Annotated in this window: 15 protein-coding genes; 8 read left to right on the top strand and 7 right to left on the bottom strand. The window is 74.4% G+C overall.

The genetic code is table 11. The annotated features are described in order from the left end of the window. Nucleotides 1-111: 111 nt before the first annotated feature. A complete protein-coding gene (locus OG534_RS05845) occupies nt 112-1,467 on the bottom strand; it encodes a 6-phospho-beta-glucosidase (protein WP_326587004.1) in 1,356 nt (451 codons plus the stop codon). A gap of 181 nt (nt 1,468-1,648) precedes the next feature. Next, nucleotides 1,649-2,638 carry a helix-turn-helix domain-containing protein gene (locus OG534_RS05850; protein WP_326587005.1) on the bottom strand — a complete coding sequence of 330 codons (990 nt, stop codon included), beginning with the start codon at nt 2,636-2,638 and terminating at the stop codon, nt 1,649-1,651. Nucleotides 2,639-2,854: 216 nt separating this feature from the next. Here OG534_RS05850 and OG534_RS05855 point away from each other — a divergent pair, with 216 nt between their 5' ends. The 3 genes from OG534_RS05855 to OG534_RS05865 all read left to right on the top strand — a co-directional run bounded on the left by OG534_RS05855 (nt 2,855) and on the right by OG534_RS05865 (nt 5,311). Then, nucleotides 2,855-3,523 carry a helix-turn-helix domain-containing protein gene (locus tag OG534_RS05855; RefSeq protein ID WP_326587006.1) on the top strand — a complete coding sequence of 223 codons (669 nt, stop codon included), beginning with the start codon at nt 2,855-2,857 and terminating at the stop codon, nt 3,521-3,523. 64 nt (nt 3,524-3,587) lie between these two features. Continuing rightward, a complete protein-coding gene (locus tag OG534_RS05860) occupies nt 3,588-4,145 on the top strand; it encodes a toxin-antitoxin system, toxin component (protein WP_326587007.1) in 558 nt (185 codons plus the stop codon). Continuing rightward, entirely contained in the window at nt 4,142-5,311 is a 1,170-nt protein-coding gene (locus OG534_RS05865) for an MAB_1171c family putative transporter (RefSeq protein WP_326587008.1), read from the top strand. The genes OG534_RS05860 and OG534_RS05865 overlap by 4 nt, the downstream gene beginning before the upstream one ends. 69 nt (nt 5,312-5,380) lie before the next feature. Here the strand turns inward: OG534_RS05865 and OG534_RS05870 are convergent, their stop codons facing one another. Continuing rightward, a complete protein-coding gene (locus tag OG534_RS05870) occupies nt 5,381-6,157 on the bottom strand; it encodes a bestrophin-like domain (protein ID WP_326587009.1) in 777 nt (258 codons plus the stop codon). A 153-nt stretch (nt 6,158-6,310) separates the two neighbouring features. After that, a complete protein-coding gene (locus OG534_RS05875) occupies nt 6,311-6,931 on the bottom strand; it encodes a hypothetical protein (RefSeq protein ID WP_326587010.1) in 621 nt (206 codons plus the stop codon). A 176-nt stretch (nt 6,932-7,107) separates the two neighbouring features. Here OG534_RS05875 and OG534_RS05880 point away from each other — a divergent pair, with 176 nt between their 5' ends. After that, entirely contained in the window at nt 7,108-8,859 is a 1,752-nt protein-coding gene (locus tag OG534_RS05880; protein WP_326587011.1) for a serine/threonine-protein kinase, read from the top strand. Nucleotides 8,860-9,035: 176 nt separating this feature from the next. On the opposite strand, the gene OG534_RS05890 is transcribed toward OG534_RS05880, so the two are convergent. Together OG534_RS05890 and OG534_RS05895 are read right to left on the bottom strand one after the other, a co-directional pair. Continuing rightward, nucleotides 9,036-9,698, bottom strand: coding sequence for a response regulator transcription factor (locus tag OG534_RS05890; RefSeq protein ID WP_326587012.1), 663 nt, complete (start codon nt 9,696-9,698; stop codon nt 9,036-9,038). Continuing rightward, nucleotides 9,695-10,843 (bottom strand): sensor histidine kinase, encoded by a 1,149-nt coding sequence (locus tag OG534_RS05895; protein WP_326587013.1) that lies wholly within the window; start codon nt 10,841-10,843, stop codon nt 9,695-9,697. The genes OG534_RS05890 and OG534_RS05895 overlap by 4 nt, the downstream gene beginning before the upstream one ends. A gap of 301 nt (nt 10,844-11,144) precedes the next feature. Between OG534_RS05895 and OG534_RS05900 the strand changes: the two genes are divergently transcribed. The 4 genes from OG534_RS05900 (at nt 11,145) to OG534_RS05920 (ending at nt 15,717) form a co-directional block, all read left to right on the top strand. Next, nucleotides 11,145-12,620, top strand: coding sequence for an alpha/beta hydrolase family protein (locus OG534_RS05900; protein WP_442807039.1), 1,476 nt, complete (start codon nt 11,145-11,147; stop codon nt 12,618-12,620). A gap of 357 nt (nt 12,621-12,977) precedes the next feature. Next, nucleotides 12,978-14,225, top strand: a complete 1,248-nt coding sequence (locus tag OG534_RS05910) for a sensor histidine kinase (protein WP_326593488.1) — start codon at nt 12,978-12,980, stop codon at nt 14,223-14,225. After that, a complete protein-coding gene (locus OG534_RS05915) occupies nt 14,213-14,872 on the top strand; it encodes a response regulator transcription factor (protein WP_326587014.1) in 660 nt (219 codons plus the stop codon). Before OG534_RS05910 ends, OG534_RS05915 begins: the two co-directional genes overlap by 13 nt. Before the next feature lie 41 nt (nt 14,873-14,913). Then, nucleotides 14,914-15,717: an inositol monophosphatase family protein gene (locus OG534_RS05920; RefSeq protein ID WP_326587015.1), complete on the top strand. Its 804-nt coding sequence runs from the start codon at nt 14,914-14,916 to the stop codon at nt 15,715-15,717. Here OG534_RS05920 and OG534_RS05925 read toward each other — a convergent pair. Beyond that, a complete protein-coding gene (locus OG534_RS05925; protein ID WP_326587016.1) occupies nt 15,714-16,964 on the bottom strand; it encodes a glycosyltransferase 87 family protein in 1,251 nt (416 codons plus the stop codon). The two genes, OG534_RS05920 and OG534_RS05925, sit on opposite strands and share 4 nt — an antisense overlap. Between the last annotated feature and the right edge of the window lie 155 nt (nt 16,965-17,119).

A 17,119-nucleotide genomic window follows, 5' to 3' on the forward strand; every position in this document is an offset into this window, starting at 1 on the left:
CCGCCCCACCGCATGCGGCGCTGGGCCGGACGGAGGAACGCGCTTCGCACGGATGAACCGCAGGCCGGAAGGGATGACCGCACGCCGGCCGGGGCCACCACGCGCCGGGCGTCAGCGCAGGTAGGCCAGCCCCGGGTGCTCCGCCGCGTACCCGTCGAGCAGCCGCCGCGCCACACCCACGGAGTCCACCAGCGGATGCAGCGCGAAGGCCTTGACCGCGGCCGCCCTGGACCCGCTCGCGGCCGCCGCCAGGACCTCCCGCTCGACCGCCTTGACCGCCGTCACCAGCCCCACCGCGTGCAGGGGCAGCGGCGCGACGCCCACCGGGTGGGCGCCGTTCGCGTCGACCAGACAGGGCACCTCGATGACCGCCTCGGCGTCGAGGACGGACAGCGTCGAGCGGTTGGGCACGTTCAGGATCAGCGTGGCCCGCTCGTCGCGCGCGATGGCCCGCATCAGCGCGAGCGCGACCTTCTCGTAGCCCCCGGGCTCCAGGTCGCTCTCGTCGCGCTCGCCGACGCCGGCCGCCTCGCGGTTTTCGGCCATGTACGTGGCCTCGCGCTCGGCCCGGGTCCGGTCCCAGGCGGCCAGCGCCGCCCCGGCCGGCTGCCCGGCCCGGCCGGCCTCGGCGTAGAAGCCGCGCTGCTGGTCGCGCAGGAAGGCCCCGCGCGTCTGCCCGGCCTCCTGGTACGCCCGTACGGTGTCCCGGTTGAAGTAGTAGTAGTGCAGGTACTCGTTGGGGATCGCGCCGAGCGAGCGCAGCCACTCGGCCCCGAAGAGCCGGCCCTCCTCGAAGGACTCCAGCGCCTTGGTGTCGGCCAGCAGCCGGGGCAGTTCGTCGCGGCCGCCGATGCGCAGCCCGCGCACCCAGCCCAGGTGGTTGAGGCCGACGTAGTCGATCCAGGCCTCCTGCGGCCGGGCTCCCAGCAGCCGCGCGATGCGCCGGCCGAGCCCCACGGGGGAGTCGCAGATGCCGATCACCCGCTCGCCGAGTTCCTCGGCCATGGCCTCGGTGACCAGTCCGGCCGGGTTGGTGAAGTTGATGACCCAGGCGTCGGGGGCGGTGCGGGCGATCCTGCGCGCGAGTTCGCGGGCCACCGGCACGGTCCGCAGGCCGTACGCGATCCCGCCCGCGCCCACCGTCTCCTGGCCCAGCACGCCTTCGGCCAGGGCGATCCGCTCGTCCGCGGCCCGTCCTTCCAGGCCGCCGACACGGATGGCGGAGAAGACGAAGTCGGCCCCGCGCAGGGCCTCGTCCAGGTCCCCGGTGGCGGTGACGGCGGGGGCGTCGGGCACCCCGGCGGCCGCGGCCTGGTCCCGGAGCACGCGGGCCATGGCGGTGAGCCGCGCCGGGTCCTCGTCGTAGAGCGTCACCTCGGAGACCCGGCCCTCGGCGTGGTCGCCGAGCAGGGCTCCGTACACGAGCGGTACCCGGAAGCCGCCTCCGCCGAGGATCGTCAGCCGCACGTCCCTACCGCCCTTCGCCCGTCCAGGTGCCGTCGCAAGGCGCCCGTGCCGATACCGGCGCCGGCGCCCGTTCCGTTGCCCGTACCGCCGGCCGTACCGCTGCCCGTGCCACGATCGGTGACACGATCGGTGGCACGACAGCCGTGGCACGCGTCCGCCGGCACCAGTCTGCCCCGGAGGGTCACTCCCCCAGCGACGGCACGGCGCGCAGCCGGGCACCCTGCTGGTGCGTGACCGCGCCGCCGCCCCGGACGGGACGCACCGGCCCGCCCTGCGGTGCGGAGAGGATCAGGGTGACCCGGATCAGCCCCATCCCGTCCAGCATCCGACTGGTCTCGGCCACCATCCGGCAGCGCACCAGCCCCCACCGCGGGTCGGGGTGGCGTACGGTCCGCACGGCCCCGTCCTGCTCGGCGGCGGCGGCCCCGTGCGTGCTCAGCCAGTGCGGCACCCCGTACCGGTAGGCCGCCTCCATGAACGGATCACGGGCCACCTCCTGGCGGATGCTGCGCAGCCCCTCGTCCTCCGGGGCCTCGGCCAGCGCGGCCGCGAACCGGGCCAGCAGCGGGACGCACCAGGCCGGTTCGTGGTCCTCCAGCACGGCCGCAGCGTCCGGGTGGAACAGGACGAAGCGCAGGAAGTTGTCGTCCGGCAGGGCCGTCGGGTGCGGCCGTACGGACTGGAAGAGCTGGTCGAAGGCCGAGTTGGTGAGCGCGACGTCCCAGCGGTGGTCCACCAGGAAACTCGGGTACGGCACGGCCTCCATGAGGGCCGCGTAGTCGCACAGGTAGTCGCGCTGCGCGGGGTCCTCGGGCAGTCTGTTCTCCTCGGCGGCCCGCCACGTGGGCGGCGGGTCGCGGTCGACCATGACGCGGAAGAGCCAGAAGCACTGCCGCTCGCTCATCTCCAAGGCCTCGGCCAGGGCGAGCAGTTTGCGGTCGGTCCACTCCTTGACCAGGCCCCGTTCCCAGTTCCCGTACGCACGCACACTGATGCGGAGTCGGGCGGCGAGGTCCTCCTGGCTCAGGCCCAGCTCCTCGCGGCGCTGGCGCAAAATCTCCTTGCGTCGCTCCGACCGCACGGCGCCGCGTGCGGACTCCTCGCCCGCCAAGCGCTCCTCACCGGCTCGGGCGAGGCCATCGGACGGGCCCACCGCTGCGAGATGTGGCACCGAGAGCTCCCCCTCCTCCGGTCTGGATCTTCATTTCCGTGTGGCGATCCTGCTACCGACTTCATTCGAGTGTCAACTATTGTGGCAATTCCAGCCTCTTGACAGCTCATTCCCGCCACAGCTGTGGCACGTTCTAGCCCTTACGGGCGAGAGCGGCTAGATTCCAGAAGCCGACCATGTGCCGTACCGACTTCGCGCGATCTAGGAGAACCACTGGTGACAGACGGCTTCCCGGCTCCCGTCGCGGTGGCCAACGCACCCCTGGCAGCCACCATCACGCGTGTCGCCGAACTCGCGGGCAAGATGGGCCGCGACCTGAACCAGGTCTTCGACCTGCGGCGGCTCTCCGAGGCCTCCGGCGTGCCCACGGACGTGGTCAGGACCCTGCTCGACGGCAGGCCGGCCGGCGAACCCGATCTGCAGACCCGGTTCCTCCAGCGGCTCGACCTGCTCCGGCGCACCCGCGTCAAACCGAACGGCCGCCGCTACACGCAGCAGGAGATCGCGGACGGCGCCGGCATGTCGCGGCAGCAGGCCGGGGCCCTGATCAACGGCGACCGCCGCCCCACCATGGAGCATTGCGACGCGATCCAGCGCTTCTTCGGGGTGCACGCCGGGTTCCTGACGGCGCACGACTCCGACGCGCTCACCGACGCGCTCCAGCGGACCGAGCAACAGCTGCTCCAGGACTTCGCGGGGCGCGCGCGGGAAACCGTACCTGCCGCGGCCGCATCGGCGGGCGATCCGCTGGCAAGACTCCTGCAGAACCACGGTGTACGGGGCATCGCCTGGCGCGCCGCCCAACTGCCCAGCGACAAGCACCGGGACAAGGTGACCGAATGGCTGGACATGCTCCTCGAAAGCGTAAAACCGAACGAATCCTGACCCAGTCGAAAGTCTGGGTCTGATCCTTGAGTCCTGATCCGGATCCGCGCCGACGGGGAGAACGGTGAGCATAGGCAGAGAGCAGCGGCGGTTGTGCGGGGAGCTGGTGGCCGGCATCCGGCTGACCGCGCCCGTGGAACCCGTGGACCTCTACGCTGCCCTCTGCGAGGGCATGAGCAGACACCGCGGCCGTCGGGTGGACTTCCGGATGGCCTCGTTCCCCCCGCGGACGGCCAGCGGCCTGTGGCTCGACATGGCGGACCGCGATCTCGTGGTCATCGAGGAACGCACGGCGCCGGACCACCAACTGGTGATCCTCGGCCACGAGTTGTGGCACATGAAGGCCGGCCACTGCAGCCACCACGTCGACGGCGCCGCCGTCGCCGCACGGCTGCTGTCCGACGAGGCCGACATCGGCGAGACGGTCCGCCGCGTCGCCGCGCGCACGCGCGCCGACGTACAGGAGGAGACCGAGGCCGAGACCTTCGGCTTACTGCTGGGCAGCCGGTGCCGGAACTGGCTGGCCGGATCGGCGAGCCACCGGGCTCCGGTCCAGCGCGATCAACTGGCGGGCCGGATCGAGGCCTCGCTGGGCTACCGGGGGCACAGGAACGACCGTTGAACGGCGAGGACTACTACATACCGGCGGCCGCGATGGCGATCTCACTCGCCTTCAAGCTTCCCGCCCTGCGGCACAACTGGCGCGACCCGCTCCTGCGGTCGGTCGTCGCCCTGCTGACCCTGGCGGGAGCGGTCTTCTTCTTCGCCGCCCCGCCGACCATCGCGGCGGTCAACCGCTGGACCGGGATCGTCAACGTCTCGGCCCCGCTGGTGTACTGCCTGATCACCGCGTTCAGCGCCTCGTGCCTGGTCCTGATGGTCAACTGGCGTGGCGGACCGCCCGAACAGACCCGACGCGTCTCGCGCCGCTGGATCCTGGGCTACAGCGCCGTCATCGTGGTCCTGATCGTGCTGTTCGCCCTCGGTGAGACCCCGGTGGAGCGGCTGCGCGACTTCGACACCTTCTACGCGAAGACGCCCTACATCGGCCAGATGATCGGCCTCTACCTGCTGGCGCACCACGTGGCCGCGGTGGTGATGGTGGTCCTGTGCTGGCGCTGGTCGCTGCAGGTGCGCGGCTGGCTGCGGGTCGGCCTGATGATCATCGTCGCCGGCTACATCTTCAACCTCACCTACGACGCCACCAAGATCTCCGCGGTCGTCGCGCGCTGGCTCGGCCACAACCTCGACGACCTGAGCACGTACGTCGCTCCGCCGCTCGCCGCGCTGGGCGCGCTGATCAGCGCGATGGGCTTCGTGGTCCCGCTCGTCTGCCAGCGGCTGTCGGACCACTGGCAGACCTGGGCGACGTACCGGCGGCTCGGCGCGCTCTGGCAGGAGGTGCAGATCTCCGCGCCCAGCGGCACGCCCTCCGTGCAGATGGCCTGGTGGTCCGCGGCGGAACTGCGGGTGATCCAGCGGGAGTCGGACATCCACGACGGCTTCCTGCACCTCGGCCCGTACTTCGACAAGGACCTGCGCGACGGCGCCTACGAGAGCGCCGTCGCCGAGGGGGCCGACGAGGAGACCGCCCGCGCGGTCGCCGACGCCGCCATGGTCGCGGCCGCCGTGCAGGCCCGCTCGGCGGACCCCGAGGGCAAGATCATCGGGGAGGACGAGGAGACCCTGCTCGACACCGCCGACGGCCCGCGCGACCTCCTGCGGATCTCCCACGCCCTGCGGCACTCGCCGCTGGTGCAGGCGGTCCGCAAACAGGTGACCGTGTAGCGCGGGCCGTCCGGCCGGCGGCCTCGGTGGGTGCCGGCGGGCCGGTCAGCAGGCGGTGTCCGTCGGCGCTCAGCGGGCGGCGGCCACCGCCGTCGCCGGGAACAGGTCCTGGAACGGCCCGGCCGAGTCGTTCCCGTCCCTCCCGTACGGCGCGTCGAAGCTCCACACCATGAAGAGCAGGAACACGATCAGCGCGCTGAACAGTCCGGCGAGCAGCAACTCCCGCCCGGAGCGGCGGATCTGCAGGGTGAAGATCAGCCCGACGGTGACCACCCCTCCGACCAGCAGCCCGAACCACACCACGCCCGGCAGCGTGGACTCGGAGCTCTGGGTCCGCGAGTGGCGGGCGTCGTCGGCGGCGGCGATGTGGTCCAGCAGCGGCTGGTAGGCCTGTGCCTGGAGCTCGGTGGCCGGGCTCTGGTGGGTGACGTCGCTGCGCAGCTTGCCCAGCAGCTGGGCGCCCTCGGCGGACGCGCCCTCTCCGGAGGTCATCAGCGGCCAGTCCACGGCGACGGTGTGGGAGACGTACGCGTCCACCTCGCCGCGGATCCGGTCGCGGACCGCCGCCGGGTAGACGTCGGCGCGCTGGGTGACCTCGTACAGCGCCTGGGCCTCGCGGCGCACGCTGTCCTCGGCGGCGCCGCGCGCCTCCCAGACGCCGGCGATGGCCAGGCCCAGCACGATCGCGTAGACCACGCCCACCATCATCGTCATGTACTCGATGACATCGGGGGTTTCGCTGGTGTCCTCGTCGTCGGCGGCCCGGCGGTGCCGGATCGCGGTGATGGCGAGGACGAGGGCGCAGACGAGCACCATGGCGATGGCCAGGACCAGCCATTCGGACACGTGGGTTCTCCCGGTGTGGATCTGTGGATGGACTGCGGACGGGGACTGCTCGAACGGACTGCCGGACGGACTTCGGCGTCGGACTTCAGAGTCTGGCTTCGGGGTCGGGCTTCGGGGTCGGGCTTCGGGGTCGGGACCGTGGGTGCGCGGCGGTCAGCCGCGGCTCTTGGAGCGTGGGCGCAGGGCGGCGGCGGCGAGTACGGCCGGGGTGGTGACGACGACCATGAGCGTCATGGTGGACATGCCGTCCGGGCCGCGCCGCTCCAAGGCCACCGCACGGTACGGACGCACGTGGAAGGCGCTCACGGGCGCGGCGGCGGCCCTGGGCCGGGCCGGGGCGGGTGCTTCGGCCGGCGCCGGTCCGCTCGCGTCCCCGGGACCCGGCGCGGGCTCCGGCGGCTCCGGCTCCCCGGGCACGGCCTGCGCGGAAGGCCCCGCCGCGCCCGGCGGCTCCGGCTGACCGGGCGACGCGGGCTCGGCGGACCGCTCGGGCCGCTCGGGCCGTTCAGGCCGCTCCGCGGCGACGGCCGGCACGGGGACCCGCCCCGGATGGCGCACGGTCGGCCGGTCGGGACCGGGCGCGGCCGCGCGGACCGAGGGGCGCCCGGAAGGCCGTACGCCATCCGGGGCGGGCCCCTTCGGCGGCCCGCCCGGAACGCACACGTCGACGCGGGCTCCGCGGCCGTGGCCGTCGCCCGCGACCGCCACGTGGCCGTGCAGCGGACAGAGCGCCGCCACCAGACCCGCCCCGGCGAAGTACTGCCAAGCGGCCACCGCGCGTCCTCCCGATTCCGCAGCAGATGTAAGGGCTACCGCAGAAGAAACGATCAAGGCCCGGCTTCGACACGCGGCAGACGGTCGAGATCCCGACGGAGGGTGCACGTCACCCGGTCGAGCACACGCCCCGGCCCCCGGCCGTGGCGTGGGCGTCGATGCGGCATGATGGCGCCATGGGGACCGAGGGGGAGAACGCCCGTCTCATCGCAGGGCGTTACCGACTGGACGCCAAGCTCGGACGCGGCGGCATGGGCGTCGTGTGGCGCGCCACCGACCAGCTGCTCGGCCGGAGCGTCGCCGTCAAGGAAGTGTCGCTCGACCCCGCGCTGTCCGAGGACGAGGCACTCGTCCAGCGTGAGCGCACGCTCCGCGAGGCGCGGGCGGCCGCGCAGCTCAAGCACCCCCACATCATCGTGGTGCACGACATCGTCGAGGATCGCGAACTCCCTTACATCGTCATGGAGCTGGTCGAAGGCGGCTCGCTCGCCGACCGGCTCGCCCGCACCGGGCCGGTGGACCCCCTCGAGGGGGCCCGCATCGGGATCGCACTGCTCGGCGCGCTGCGCACGGCGCACGCGGCAGGCGTGCTGCACCGGGACATCAAGCCGGCGAACGTCCTGCTGGAGGCACCAGGCGGCCGGGCCGTCCTCACCGACTTCGGGATCGCCCAGGTGGCCGGCGCGACGACACTGACCTCGACCGGGGCCTTCGTGGGGTCCCCCGAGTACACGGCGCCCGAACGGATGTCGGCGCAGACACCGGTGGGCCCCGAGTCCGACCTGTGGTCGCTGGGCGCGCTGCTGTGCGCGGCCGTCAGCGGCGCGTCGCCCTTCCGGCGGGACTCGCTGGGCGGGGTGCTGCACGCGGTGGTCTTCGACGAGATCCGGCCACCCGCCGCGTGCGGGCCGCTGCTGCCCGTGGTGCGGGGGCTGCTGGAACGCGATCCCGCCGAGCGGCTCGGCGCGGATCAGGCGGAGCAGATGCTGCGGGCGCTCGCGGACACGGCGCCGCAGTACACGCCGACGCAGCGCGGCACGACCCGGCCGACCGAGCCGCAGCCGATGCCCGTACCCGTGGCCATGCAGACGCCTGCACCCGTGCCGACCCCGGCGCCGACCCCAACGCCCACGCCCACGCCCGTGTCCGCTACACCCACCGCCACCGCCACCGACCGCGCGCCCGGGAAGCGGCGGCCGGGAGCCTCGCTGATCGCCGGCCTGCTGGTGGCCGCGATCGCCGGGGCGGGCGTGTCCGCCGCCGCGCTGCTGATGAACGACGACGAACGCCGGGGTCAGGCGTCCACGAGCGGAGCGGCCGGCGCCCGGACCACACCGCCGGACGGGAACGGCTCCGCGCCCACACCGTCGTCCGCCCCTCCCTCCCCCTCCCCCACGCCCGGCGTCCCTCGCGAGCAGCCGGAGCAGACGGTGAGCCCGTCGGCGCCGCAGCCGGTCTCCCCCTCGTCCGACGACAAGGCCGCCCCCGCCGGGTACCAGGTCGTCCAGGACCCGGCGGGCTTCTCGCTCGCCGTCCCCCTCGGCTTCACGCGCAAGCTCGACGGTCCGCGGATCTTCTACATGTCGCCCGGTGAGACGTTCCGCATCGGCATCAAGGTGGCGGATCCGGAGTCGGGCGGCCCGCTCGCCGTGCACCAGCGGGCCCACGCCAAGGGCCCGGCGAGCAACCCCGGTTACCGTGACGCCACGGTCGTGGCCGACCACCACAACGGCCATGAGGCCGCCCTCTGGCTGTTCACCTGGAACGGCTTCTCGTCGGCCGAGGGACCCCGGCACACCCGCGACCTGTGCTGGGAGGAGGGCGGCCGGCTGTACGACGTGTGGGTGTCCGCACCGGTGGGGCGGACCGGCGAGGCCCGGGGCTACTTCGACACCGCGGTGCGGACCTTCGCCCGCACCGGCGGCTGAGAAAGTGTTGGATAATTGATCAACTGCATAAGTTCCCGCGCCGGCCGGTTGTGGACACCGTGTTGTACGTGCTGGTCAGCGGCTGTGCGTGGCGGCTGTTACCGCGAGACCGAAGCAGCCCGCCGCCTCGCCGACGACCTCAAGAACGAGTGATCACCCGCTTGCCCAACACCCTCTCAGGCCTGGCGGACCAGGCGGTTGTCGTGGGCGAAGACCACGGCCTGGATCCGGTCGCGGAGTTCGAGCTTGTGCAGGATCCGCCCCAGATGGGACTTCACGGTCGCCTCCGCGAGGTACAGCGCGGCCGCGATCTCGGCGTTGGACAGGCCGCGGCCGACCTCGACGAGCACCTCGCGCTCACGGGCGCTCAGCCGGTCCAGCCGCTCGTCGCGGACGGCGGCGCCGCCGTCGGGCGCGTGCAGACGGAAGTCCTCCAGCAGGCGCCGGGTGATCCGCGGGGAGAGCACCGCGTCGCCCGCCGCGACGTTGCGGATCGCGGTGAGCAGCTCCTCCGGCCTGGTGTTCTTCAGCAGGAAGCCCGAGGCTCCGGCGGCGAGACCGGCGAAGGCGTACGCGTCCAGGTCGAAGGTGGTCAGGATCAGCACTCTGCTCTGCGGGGAGACCTCGACGACCTGTCGGGTCGCCTCGATCCCGTCCGTCCCGGGCATCCGGACGTCCATGAGGACGACATCGGGCCGCAGCTCCCGGGCGAGGCGGACGGCCTCGGCGCCGTCCGCGGCCTCGCCGACCGGTGTCATGTCGGGCTGGGCCTCCAGGACCGTGCCGAAGGCCATCCGGAGCAGCGCCTCGTCGTCGGCGATCAGGATGCGGATCGTCATGCGGAGGCCGCCCCGCCGCCGTTGAGGAGGAGTCGGGTACGGACGCCCCAGCCGCCGCCCGGAAGCGGTCCGGCCTGCAGCGTCCCCCCGTAGGCGGCCGCGCGCTCGCGCATGCCGGGGATGCCGTGGCCGGGCGGTGCGGCGGCGGGCCGCGCCGGGCGGGGGCCGCTGTCGGTGACTTCCACGCCGACGGCCTGGGCCGAGCAGTCGACCAGGACCGTCGCGCGGGTGCCGGCGGGTGTGTGCTTGAGGGTGTTGGTCAAGGCTTCCTGCACCAGACGGTAGACGGTGAGTTGTGCGGTGGCGGGGACGTGGGTGTGGCCGTCGCGGACCTCCAGGCGGGTCGGTAGCCCGGCGGCGCCCATCTGGTCGGCGAGGGCCTCCAGCTGGGCGATGCCGGGCGGCGGGTGGCGCTCCGCGTCCCGCTCGCCGGTCCGCAGGACGCCCAGCGAGCGCCGCATGTCGGTCAGCGCCTGCCGGCCCGTCTCGGAGATCTGCAGCATCGCGGCGGTGGCCCGGTCCGGGGACCTGTGCTGGGCGTAGACGGCGGCGTCGGTGAGCGCGACCATGACGGACAGGTTGTGGGTGACGATGTCGTGCATCTCGCGGGTGATCCGGGCCCGCTCCTCGGCGACGGCCAGCCGTGCCTGCTGCTCCTGGTGCAGCGCCAGCCGTTCGGCCCGTTCCTGCACGGCGGCGAGGTAGGCCCGGCTGGTCCGCACGTTCACCCCGAGGACGGCGGCGGCGACGACCGTCGCGGAGAGCGCGACGAAGGGGGTCAGGAACGCGCCGTCCGGTGCCCAGCGCAGGCAGGCCAGCACGGCTCCGCCCTCCACGACGGCGCCGGCGAGGAGCGTGCCGCGCCGGCCTGCGTGCGTGGCCGCCGTGTAGAGGGCCACCAGCAGGGCGATGTCCGCGGGCAGTTGGACGTCCATCAGCCACTGGACGAAGGCCGCGGCCGCCACGGCGCCGAACACCGCGAGCGGGGCCCGGCGCCGCCACAGCAGGGGGAGCGCCAGGGCGGCGGTGAGCGCCGCGGCCACCGGCAGCTCCCGCACCGGGTAGGCGGTCACGACGTTGAGGAGGAGAAGGACCGGCAGCGCCGCGTCCCACACCAGGGGCGGTACCCGGTCCCGGTGGCGCACCGTCACACCTCCCCGTCGATCGGTCGTCGTGGCGGCCCGACCGGCACCGTCAGCGCGTACAGCCGGAGCCTAGGCCGCGGGGGCGGCGGCGCGCATCAGCCCACCGTCCGACCGCACCCTGCCGGGGTACGACCGCAGGAGGAGGCCCACCACCTCCCGCGGTCGCAGAGCGGCCGCCGGACGGGCGTGACCGGTTGCCACTCCGGTCGCACCGCGGCCCGCCCGGGTTGCGACCGGAGTGGCAGCCGACGGCGACCCGGGACCGATGCGGCGGCGCGGACCCGGCGTCGAGCATGGCCGGGTGACCGAAACCATCACGGGGCTGTCGATGTCCCTTCCGGAAGTCCTCGTCCTGCTGGGTGCCCTCGCGCTGGTGGCGGCGCGCTGGCTCCCCCCGGCCGCCCGCCGGCCCGTCACGATCGGGGCGGGGGCGGTGCTCGTGGCGTCCGCGACCGTGCTGGGCGTGGTGGGGATCCGCTGGCAGCTGCTGCCGGTCCTGGCCGGCGCCGCCCTGGCGTCGGCGTTCGCTCTCCCGCCCCTGCTGCGACGCCGTACCGGCCGACCGGCGTGGCGGGCCCGCTGGTGGCTGGCCCTGCCGGGATCGCTGGCCTGCGCCGGCCTGATCGCCATTGGCCCGGTGGCGGCCTGGGCCTTCCCCGTGCCCGAGTTCCCCGAGCCGTCGGGCGGCTTCGCGGTCGGCACCCGGGTGGTGCAGTGGACCGACCCGCTCCGCCCCGAGAGCTTCACCGCCGATCCGGACGACCGGCGCACGGTCGTGGCCCAGCTCTGGTACCCCGCGCAGAAGAGCCCCGCCGGCACCCAGCGGGCCCAGTACCTGGGACGCACGGAGCAGGAGGCGCGCACCGTCGCCGAGGCCCTCGCCGGCGGGGTCGGCCTGCCCGGCTTCCTGGTCGACGGCGTCCCGCGGGCTCGCAGCCGTGCGGTCGTCGACGCCCCGGTGGCCGGTGGGGGAGAACGGTTCCCGGTCGTCCTGTTCTCCCCGGGGTCGGGCGGGGTGCGGACCCAGAACACCGCCTGGGCGGAGGAGCTGGCCGGCCACGGCTACCTGGTCGCCGCCCTCGACCACCCGTACGACTCCGCCGTCGTCGTCCTCGCAGACGGCCGCACGATCCGCGCCACGACCGCCTCCAGCGGGGACCGGGACCGGGACGAGGAGCTGGCGGCGGGCTGGACCGCCGTCCGGGCCGCCGACCTCGGCTTCGTCCTCACCCAGCTGGAACGGCTGGACCGGGGCGAGACCGCCGACCCGCTGACCGGACGCCTGGACACCGGCCGCGCCGCGGTGGCCGGCCACTCCCTGGGCGGTGCCGCCGCCCTGCAGGCGGCCCGGCAGGACCGCCGGTTCGGCGCCGTCGTCGACCTGGACGGCTACCCCCACGGCCCCACCGCGCCCGCCCTCGAGCAGCCGGCGCTCGCGCTCACCCAGGAGATCACCGCCGGCACCGACCCGCGCTACCTGCCCCGCCTCACCGACGCCCTCGAGCACAGCACCGCGACGAGCTACCGGCTTGCCGTCCCCGGCGCCGGGCACCTCACCTTCATGGACGGCCCGCTCTACCTGCCGCCGGTGCCCTCGATCGTCGGCACCCTGGGCCGCACAGAGAGCCCGCGCGTCGTCGCCGGAGCCACCCTCGCCTTCCTGGACGCCGTCCTGCGAGGCCGCCCCGGCGACCCGGCCGAAACCCTCCGGGCCTACGGGAAGGTGTACACGGTCTCACCATCAGGGGCTGGAGGAACTGCGAGGCCGACCCCGTGATTGGCCGAACGCGCGCGTAAGAAGGTTCTCGTGCTCGGCCGCCAGCCGACCAGGCCGGTATCGACCACGTTGACGTGGCCGCCGTCGGCCCAGACCAGTCCGACCTGCGGAAACAGGTCCCGGATGCCGGTGAGGACCAACTTCGCGCCCGCCCGATCCATTTCTGAGGGACGCCTCGTCGTTCCGCGCTGAGATCACTGCCGAAGACCTGACCCCGCCTCAGGCTCCCGACACCCTCTAAACTGGGGACACATGTCCGACTCCGTCCCCCTCCCCCTCCCCCTCCCCCTCCCCCTCCCCCTCCTCGAACCGGCCGGCGAACCGGCTGACGAGCCTCCCGTCGCCGTCCGGACGGCGATGCGACGGCCGCTGCGGTTCCTGGGCTCGTGGTGGCCCTGGCGGTGCTGGGCGTACCTGGGCAGCGGCTTCCTCGTCGGGTATCCGGTCCTGGTGGCCCTCGGGCTGCTCGTGGGGCTCGGGATGGTGCTGGCGGTGGCCGGCGTCGGGCTGCTGCTCCTGCTCTGCGCCGTCCTCGCCGGGGTACCGCTGGGGGCGCTGGAGCGGCGGCGGCTGCGGTGGGTGGAACCCGTACGGGTGGCGGATCCGCACGCCTCGCTCGCCGGGGCCCGGCCCGCGGCCTGGCTGCGGACGCGGCTGCGCGAGCGGGCCACATGGCGGGAGTTCGGCTACGCCGCCCTGCTCGGACCGGCCTTCGGAGCGGCCGGGTTCGCCGTCGTCACGCTGCTGGCGTTCTCCCTGATCCTCGTCGCGGCCCCCGTCATCGTCTGGGCCATCGCCCCGGACCACATGATGCTGATCCCCGGCCGGCCCGTCTCCGGGCCGCTGGAGGCCCTGGGCGGCACGGCGGCCGGACTGGCCGGGACGGCCGTGGCGGCGTACGCGGGCGGCCTGCTCACCGGGGCCCAGGTACGGACCGCCCGCCGGCTGCTCGGGCCGCGCCGGGAACCCGACCGGGTGCTGGAGCTCACCCGCTCCCGGGTCCGCCTCGTGGACGCCTTCGAGGCCGAACGGCGGCGCATCGAGCGGGACCTGCACGACGGCGCCCAGCAGCAACTGGTCGCGCTCAGCATGACCCTGGGCCTCGCCGAGCTGGAACTGCGGGGCCTTCCGCAGGCCGCCGAAGCCGCCGCACTGGTGGCCCGCGGCCGCGGCGAGGCCAAGGTCGCCCTGGAGCAACTGCGCGACCTCGTACGGGGAATCCACCCGCAGGTCCTCACCGACCACGGGCTCGCGGCGGCCGTGGCCGAGGTGGCCCTGCGCCATCCCGTACCGGTGAGCGTGGACCTCGACGTGCCGCGGCTGGCCGAGGCCGTGGAGATCACCGCGTACTTCACCGTCACCGAGGCGCTGGCCAACGCGGCCAAGCACAGCGGCGCCTCCCGCGTCGCCGTCGTCGGTAAGGTCGAGGGCGACCGGCTCACCCTCTCCGTCACCGACGACGGCCGCGGCGGCGCCGATCCCGGCGCGGGGGCGGGCCTGGCGGGACTCGCGGACAGGTTGGCGATGTTGAAGGGCAGGCTGGTGGTGTCCAGTCCGGTGGGCGGGCCGACCGAACTGCGCGTGGAGGTGCCGTGCTCCGGCTGATCCTCGCCGAGGACTCCGTGCTGCTGCGCGCGGGGCTGACGGAACTCCTCACCCGCGGCGGCCACCGGGTCCTCGCGGCCGTCGGGACCGCCGAGGAACTCGTACGGGCGGTGGAGGCGGAGCGGCCGGACGCCGTGGTCACCGACGTCCGGATGCCGCCCGGTTTCCGCGACGAGGGCCTGCGGGCTGCGCTCGAACTCCGCTCCCGGGACGGGTCGTTGCCCGTGCTCGTGCTCTCCCAGTACATCGCCACGGCCTACGCCACGCAGCTGCTCACCGGCGCCTCGGCGGCCGGGCTGGGCTATCTCCTCAAGGACCGCGTCGGCGAGGTCGCCGAGTTCCTCGACGCCCTGCAGCGGGTCGCCGACGGCGAGACCGTCATCGACCCCGAGGTCGTCAGGGTCCTGCTGAGCCGGCAGTCCGAGGACCGGCCGCTGGCCCGGCTGACCCCGCGCGAGCGGGAGGTGCTGACCCTGATGGCCTCGGGCCTCAACAACCAGGCCCTGGCGCGGCGCCTGTTCATCACGGAGGCCGCCGTCGTCAAACACGCCTCCAGCATCTTCATGAAGCTCGACCTCGACGCCACCGAGGGCAACCGCCGCGTCCTGGCCGTACTCGCCCACCTCCGGGGCCTCGACCCGGCCTAGGGGGAACGTGGATCGTGCATCGTCCCGATACGCTGGACGCCGTGATCAACTCGAACACGAGCGTCAACGACACCGATGTCGCGATAGCAGCGGCGCGTGCCGGCGCCGAGGCCGTGCGCGCCAGGTACGGACAGCGGCTCGCCCGCATCGACAAGGGCGCCGGGGACTTCGCCACCGACGCCGATCTGGCGGCCGAGGAGGCGATCCTCGGCGTCATCCGTGCCGCACGGCCCGAGGATGCGGTGCACGGCGAGGAGGGCGGGCAGCAGGGCGCGGCCGGCGCGGCGCGCCAGTGGCTGGTGGACCCCTTGTGCGGCACGCTCAACTACGCCGTCGGCACCACGCTGGTCGCCGTCAACGTGGCACTGCGAGGCGGACCGGCCGCGGTGGCCGATCCGTTCAGTGGCGAGGTCTTCTTCACCGACGGTGAGACCGCGTGGGTTCGGCGCGACGGCAGCGACACGCAGGCGGCCCCGACGGCTGCCACCCGGTTGGTGGACGTGAACCTGGATCCGCCCTTTCCGAGCGCGCCGGGATTCCGAGCCGTGGAGCTGCTCGCCCACCCCGGCTTCGTCGAACGGCTCCGGCCGCGGGTCGTGTCCACGACGCTGGCGCTGGCCTGGGTGGCGGCCGGCAAGCGCGCCGCGTACGTCACCGACGGCGGTGACCTGACCGGGAACGTGCACTTCGCCGCCGGCATCGCACTGTGCCGGGCCTCCGGCTGCGTCGTCACCGGCGTCGACGGCGGTCCGGTCGGGCCGGCGGGCCGCGGGCTCGTGGCGGCCGCGGACGCCGAGACCCACGACCTCCTGATGTCGCTGATCCGCGGTCGGGGCGCCTCCTAGGAGGCGCGCGCCGGACGACGGCCGGCGGCTCCCGAGCCGGCCACGATCCGGGAGGCGCCGGGACGGCGGGGCGGCGTGGAGCGGGCCCAGACCACCAGCAGGACCGGCAGGGCCAGGTATCCGAAGCGACCCGCCGGGGCCAGCAGGAAGGCCAGCGTGAGCCCGAGGGCCAGGCGGTCGGCCGCGGCCACCACCGTGCGCGGCGGGCGGACGAACAGGGAGAGCGCCACCGCGAGGCCGCCCACCGCCAGCAGACCCATCGTCAGGTACCAGCCCCAGGGGCCCAGTTCGGCCAGCAGGTGTCCCGGCAGCGGGCTGCTCGCCGGGGTCGGCACCTCCGCCCGCCCGGTGGGGAAGGCGAACACCTGGCGCCACACCTCCGCCGGCTGGAGCAGCGCTCCCGGCAGCACCAGCAGGGCCGTGCCGCCGGCCGCCGTCAGCGCGCAGCGCACCGCCGGCCGGCCGCCCCGGCAGACGGCGAGCAGGGCCACCACCACGGCCACCGCGGGCAGCGCCGTCCACTTCAGCGCGCACGCCCCGGCGAGGGCCGCCCCGGCCGGAACGGGCCGGCCGGCGGCGGCGGCCGCCAGCGCCAGGCAGCAGAGCCCGGCCAGCGGCAGGTCCACCCCACTCACCGCCAGGGGCAGGGCCACCACCGGCGACGCGACCAGGACGGACAGCAGCCGCCCCGGCACCGCGTCGGCGCCCGTTCCGCCGTCCCCGTCCAGCAGCCGACCCGGCCTCCCGTCCGCGCCCAGCAGCCGCCGGGCCGCCCACAGGCAGCCGAACAGGGCCGCCGCGCACCAGATCCGGGCGTCCCCCAGCAGCCGCACCGCCCAGACGTCCCCTCCGGTGTCGCCCCCGAGCAGCGCCCGAGGAAGGCCGAGCAGCGCCATGGCCGGCAGGTACGGGGTGTACTCCTCGACCTGCTCGGGCCGGTCCACGTAGATCCGGCCGGACTCCAGCAGGAGCCGCCCCGAGCGTTCGATGACCGTCACCTCCGACTGCCCCTGGCCGGTCAGGACGAGCCACAGGAGCGGTACGGCGACGGCGCCCAGCAGGGCGGCGGCGAGCGCCGCCCGGCGGCGGCCGAGGGCGGTGGCTCCGGCGGCCCCGAGGTATCCGGCGGCCGCGCACCAGCCCCACAGCCGGTGCGGTTCCAGCGAGGAGAACAGCGGGAAGGACAGCGCCCACCCGGCGGCGGTCAGCCAGCCGGTGGTCCACCAGGCGGTACGGGAAGGGGTCATGGGCCCATTCCAGCCGCGCGGCCCCACCCGGGTCTGCACACCCAGGTGGACGGTTCGCGGTGGGGTTTTCCCTACCGTCCCGCCCATCCCACCGCGCCGCGCCGCGCCGCGCCCGGCCCCGCGGGCATGCGAAAGGGGCGCGACCCTGGGGGTAC

Origin of the sequence: Streptomyces sp. NBC_01294 (assembly GCF_035917235.1) — a bacterium.
GTDB lineage: Bacteria > Actinomycetota > Actinomycetes > Streptomycetales > Streptomycetaceae > Streptomyces > Streptomyces caledonius.

Bases quoted from the DNA above. Each gene is read 5' to 3' on its own strand.
- OG534_RS05925 (WP_326587016.1), bottom strand. From the start codon at position 16,964: ATGACCCCTTCCCGTACCGCCTGGTGGACCACCGGCTGGCTGACCGCC.
- OG534_RS05910 (WP_326593488.1), top strand. From the start codon at position 12,978: ATGCGACGGCCGCTGCGGTTCCTGGGCTCGTGGTGGCCCTGGCGGTGC.
- OG534_RS05890 (WP_326587012.1), bottom strand. From the start codon at position 9,698: ATGACGATCCGCATCCTGATCGCCGACGACGAGGCGCTGCTCCGGATG.
- OG534_RS05880 (WP_326587011.1), top strand. From the start codon at position 7,108: ATGGGGACCGAGGGGGAGAACGCCCGTCTCATCGCAGGGCGTTACCGA.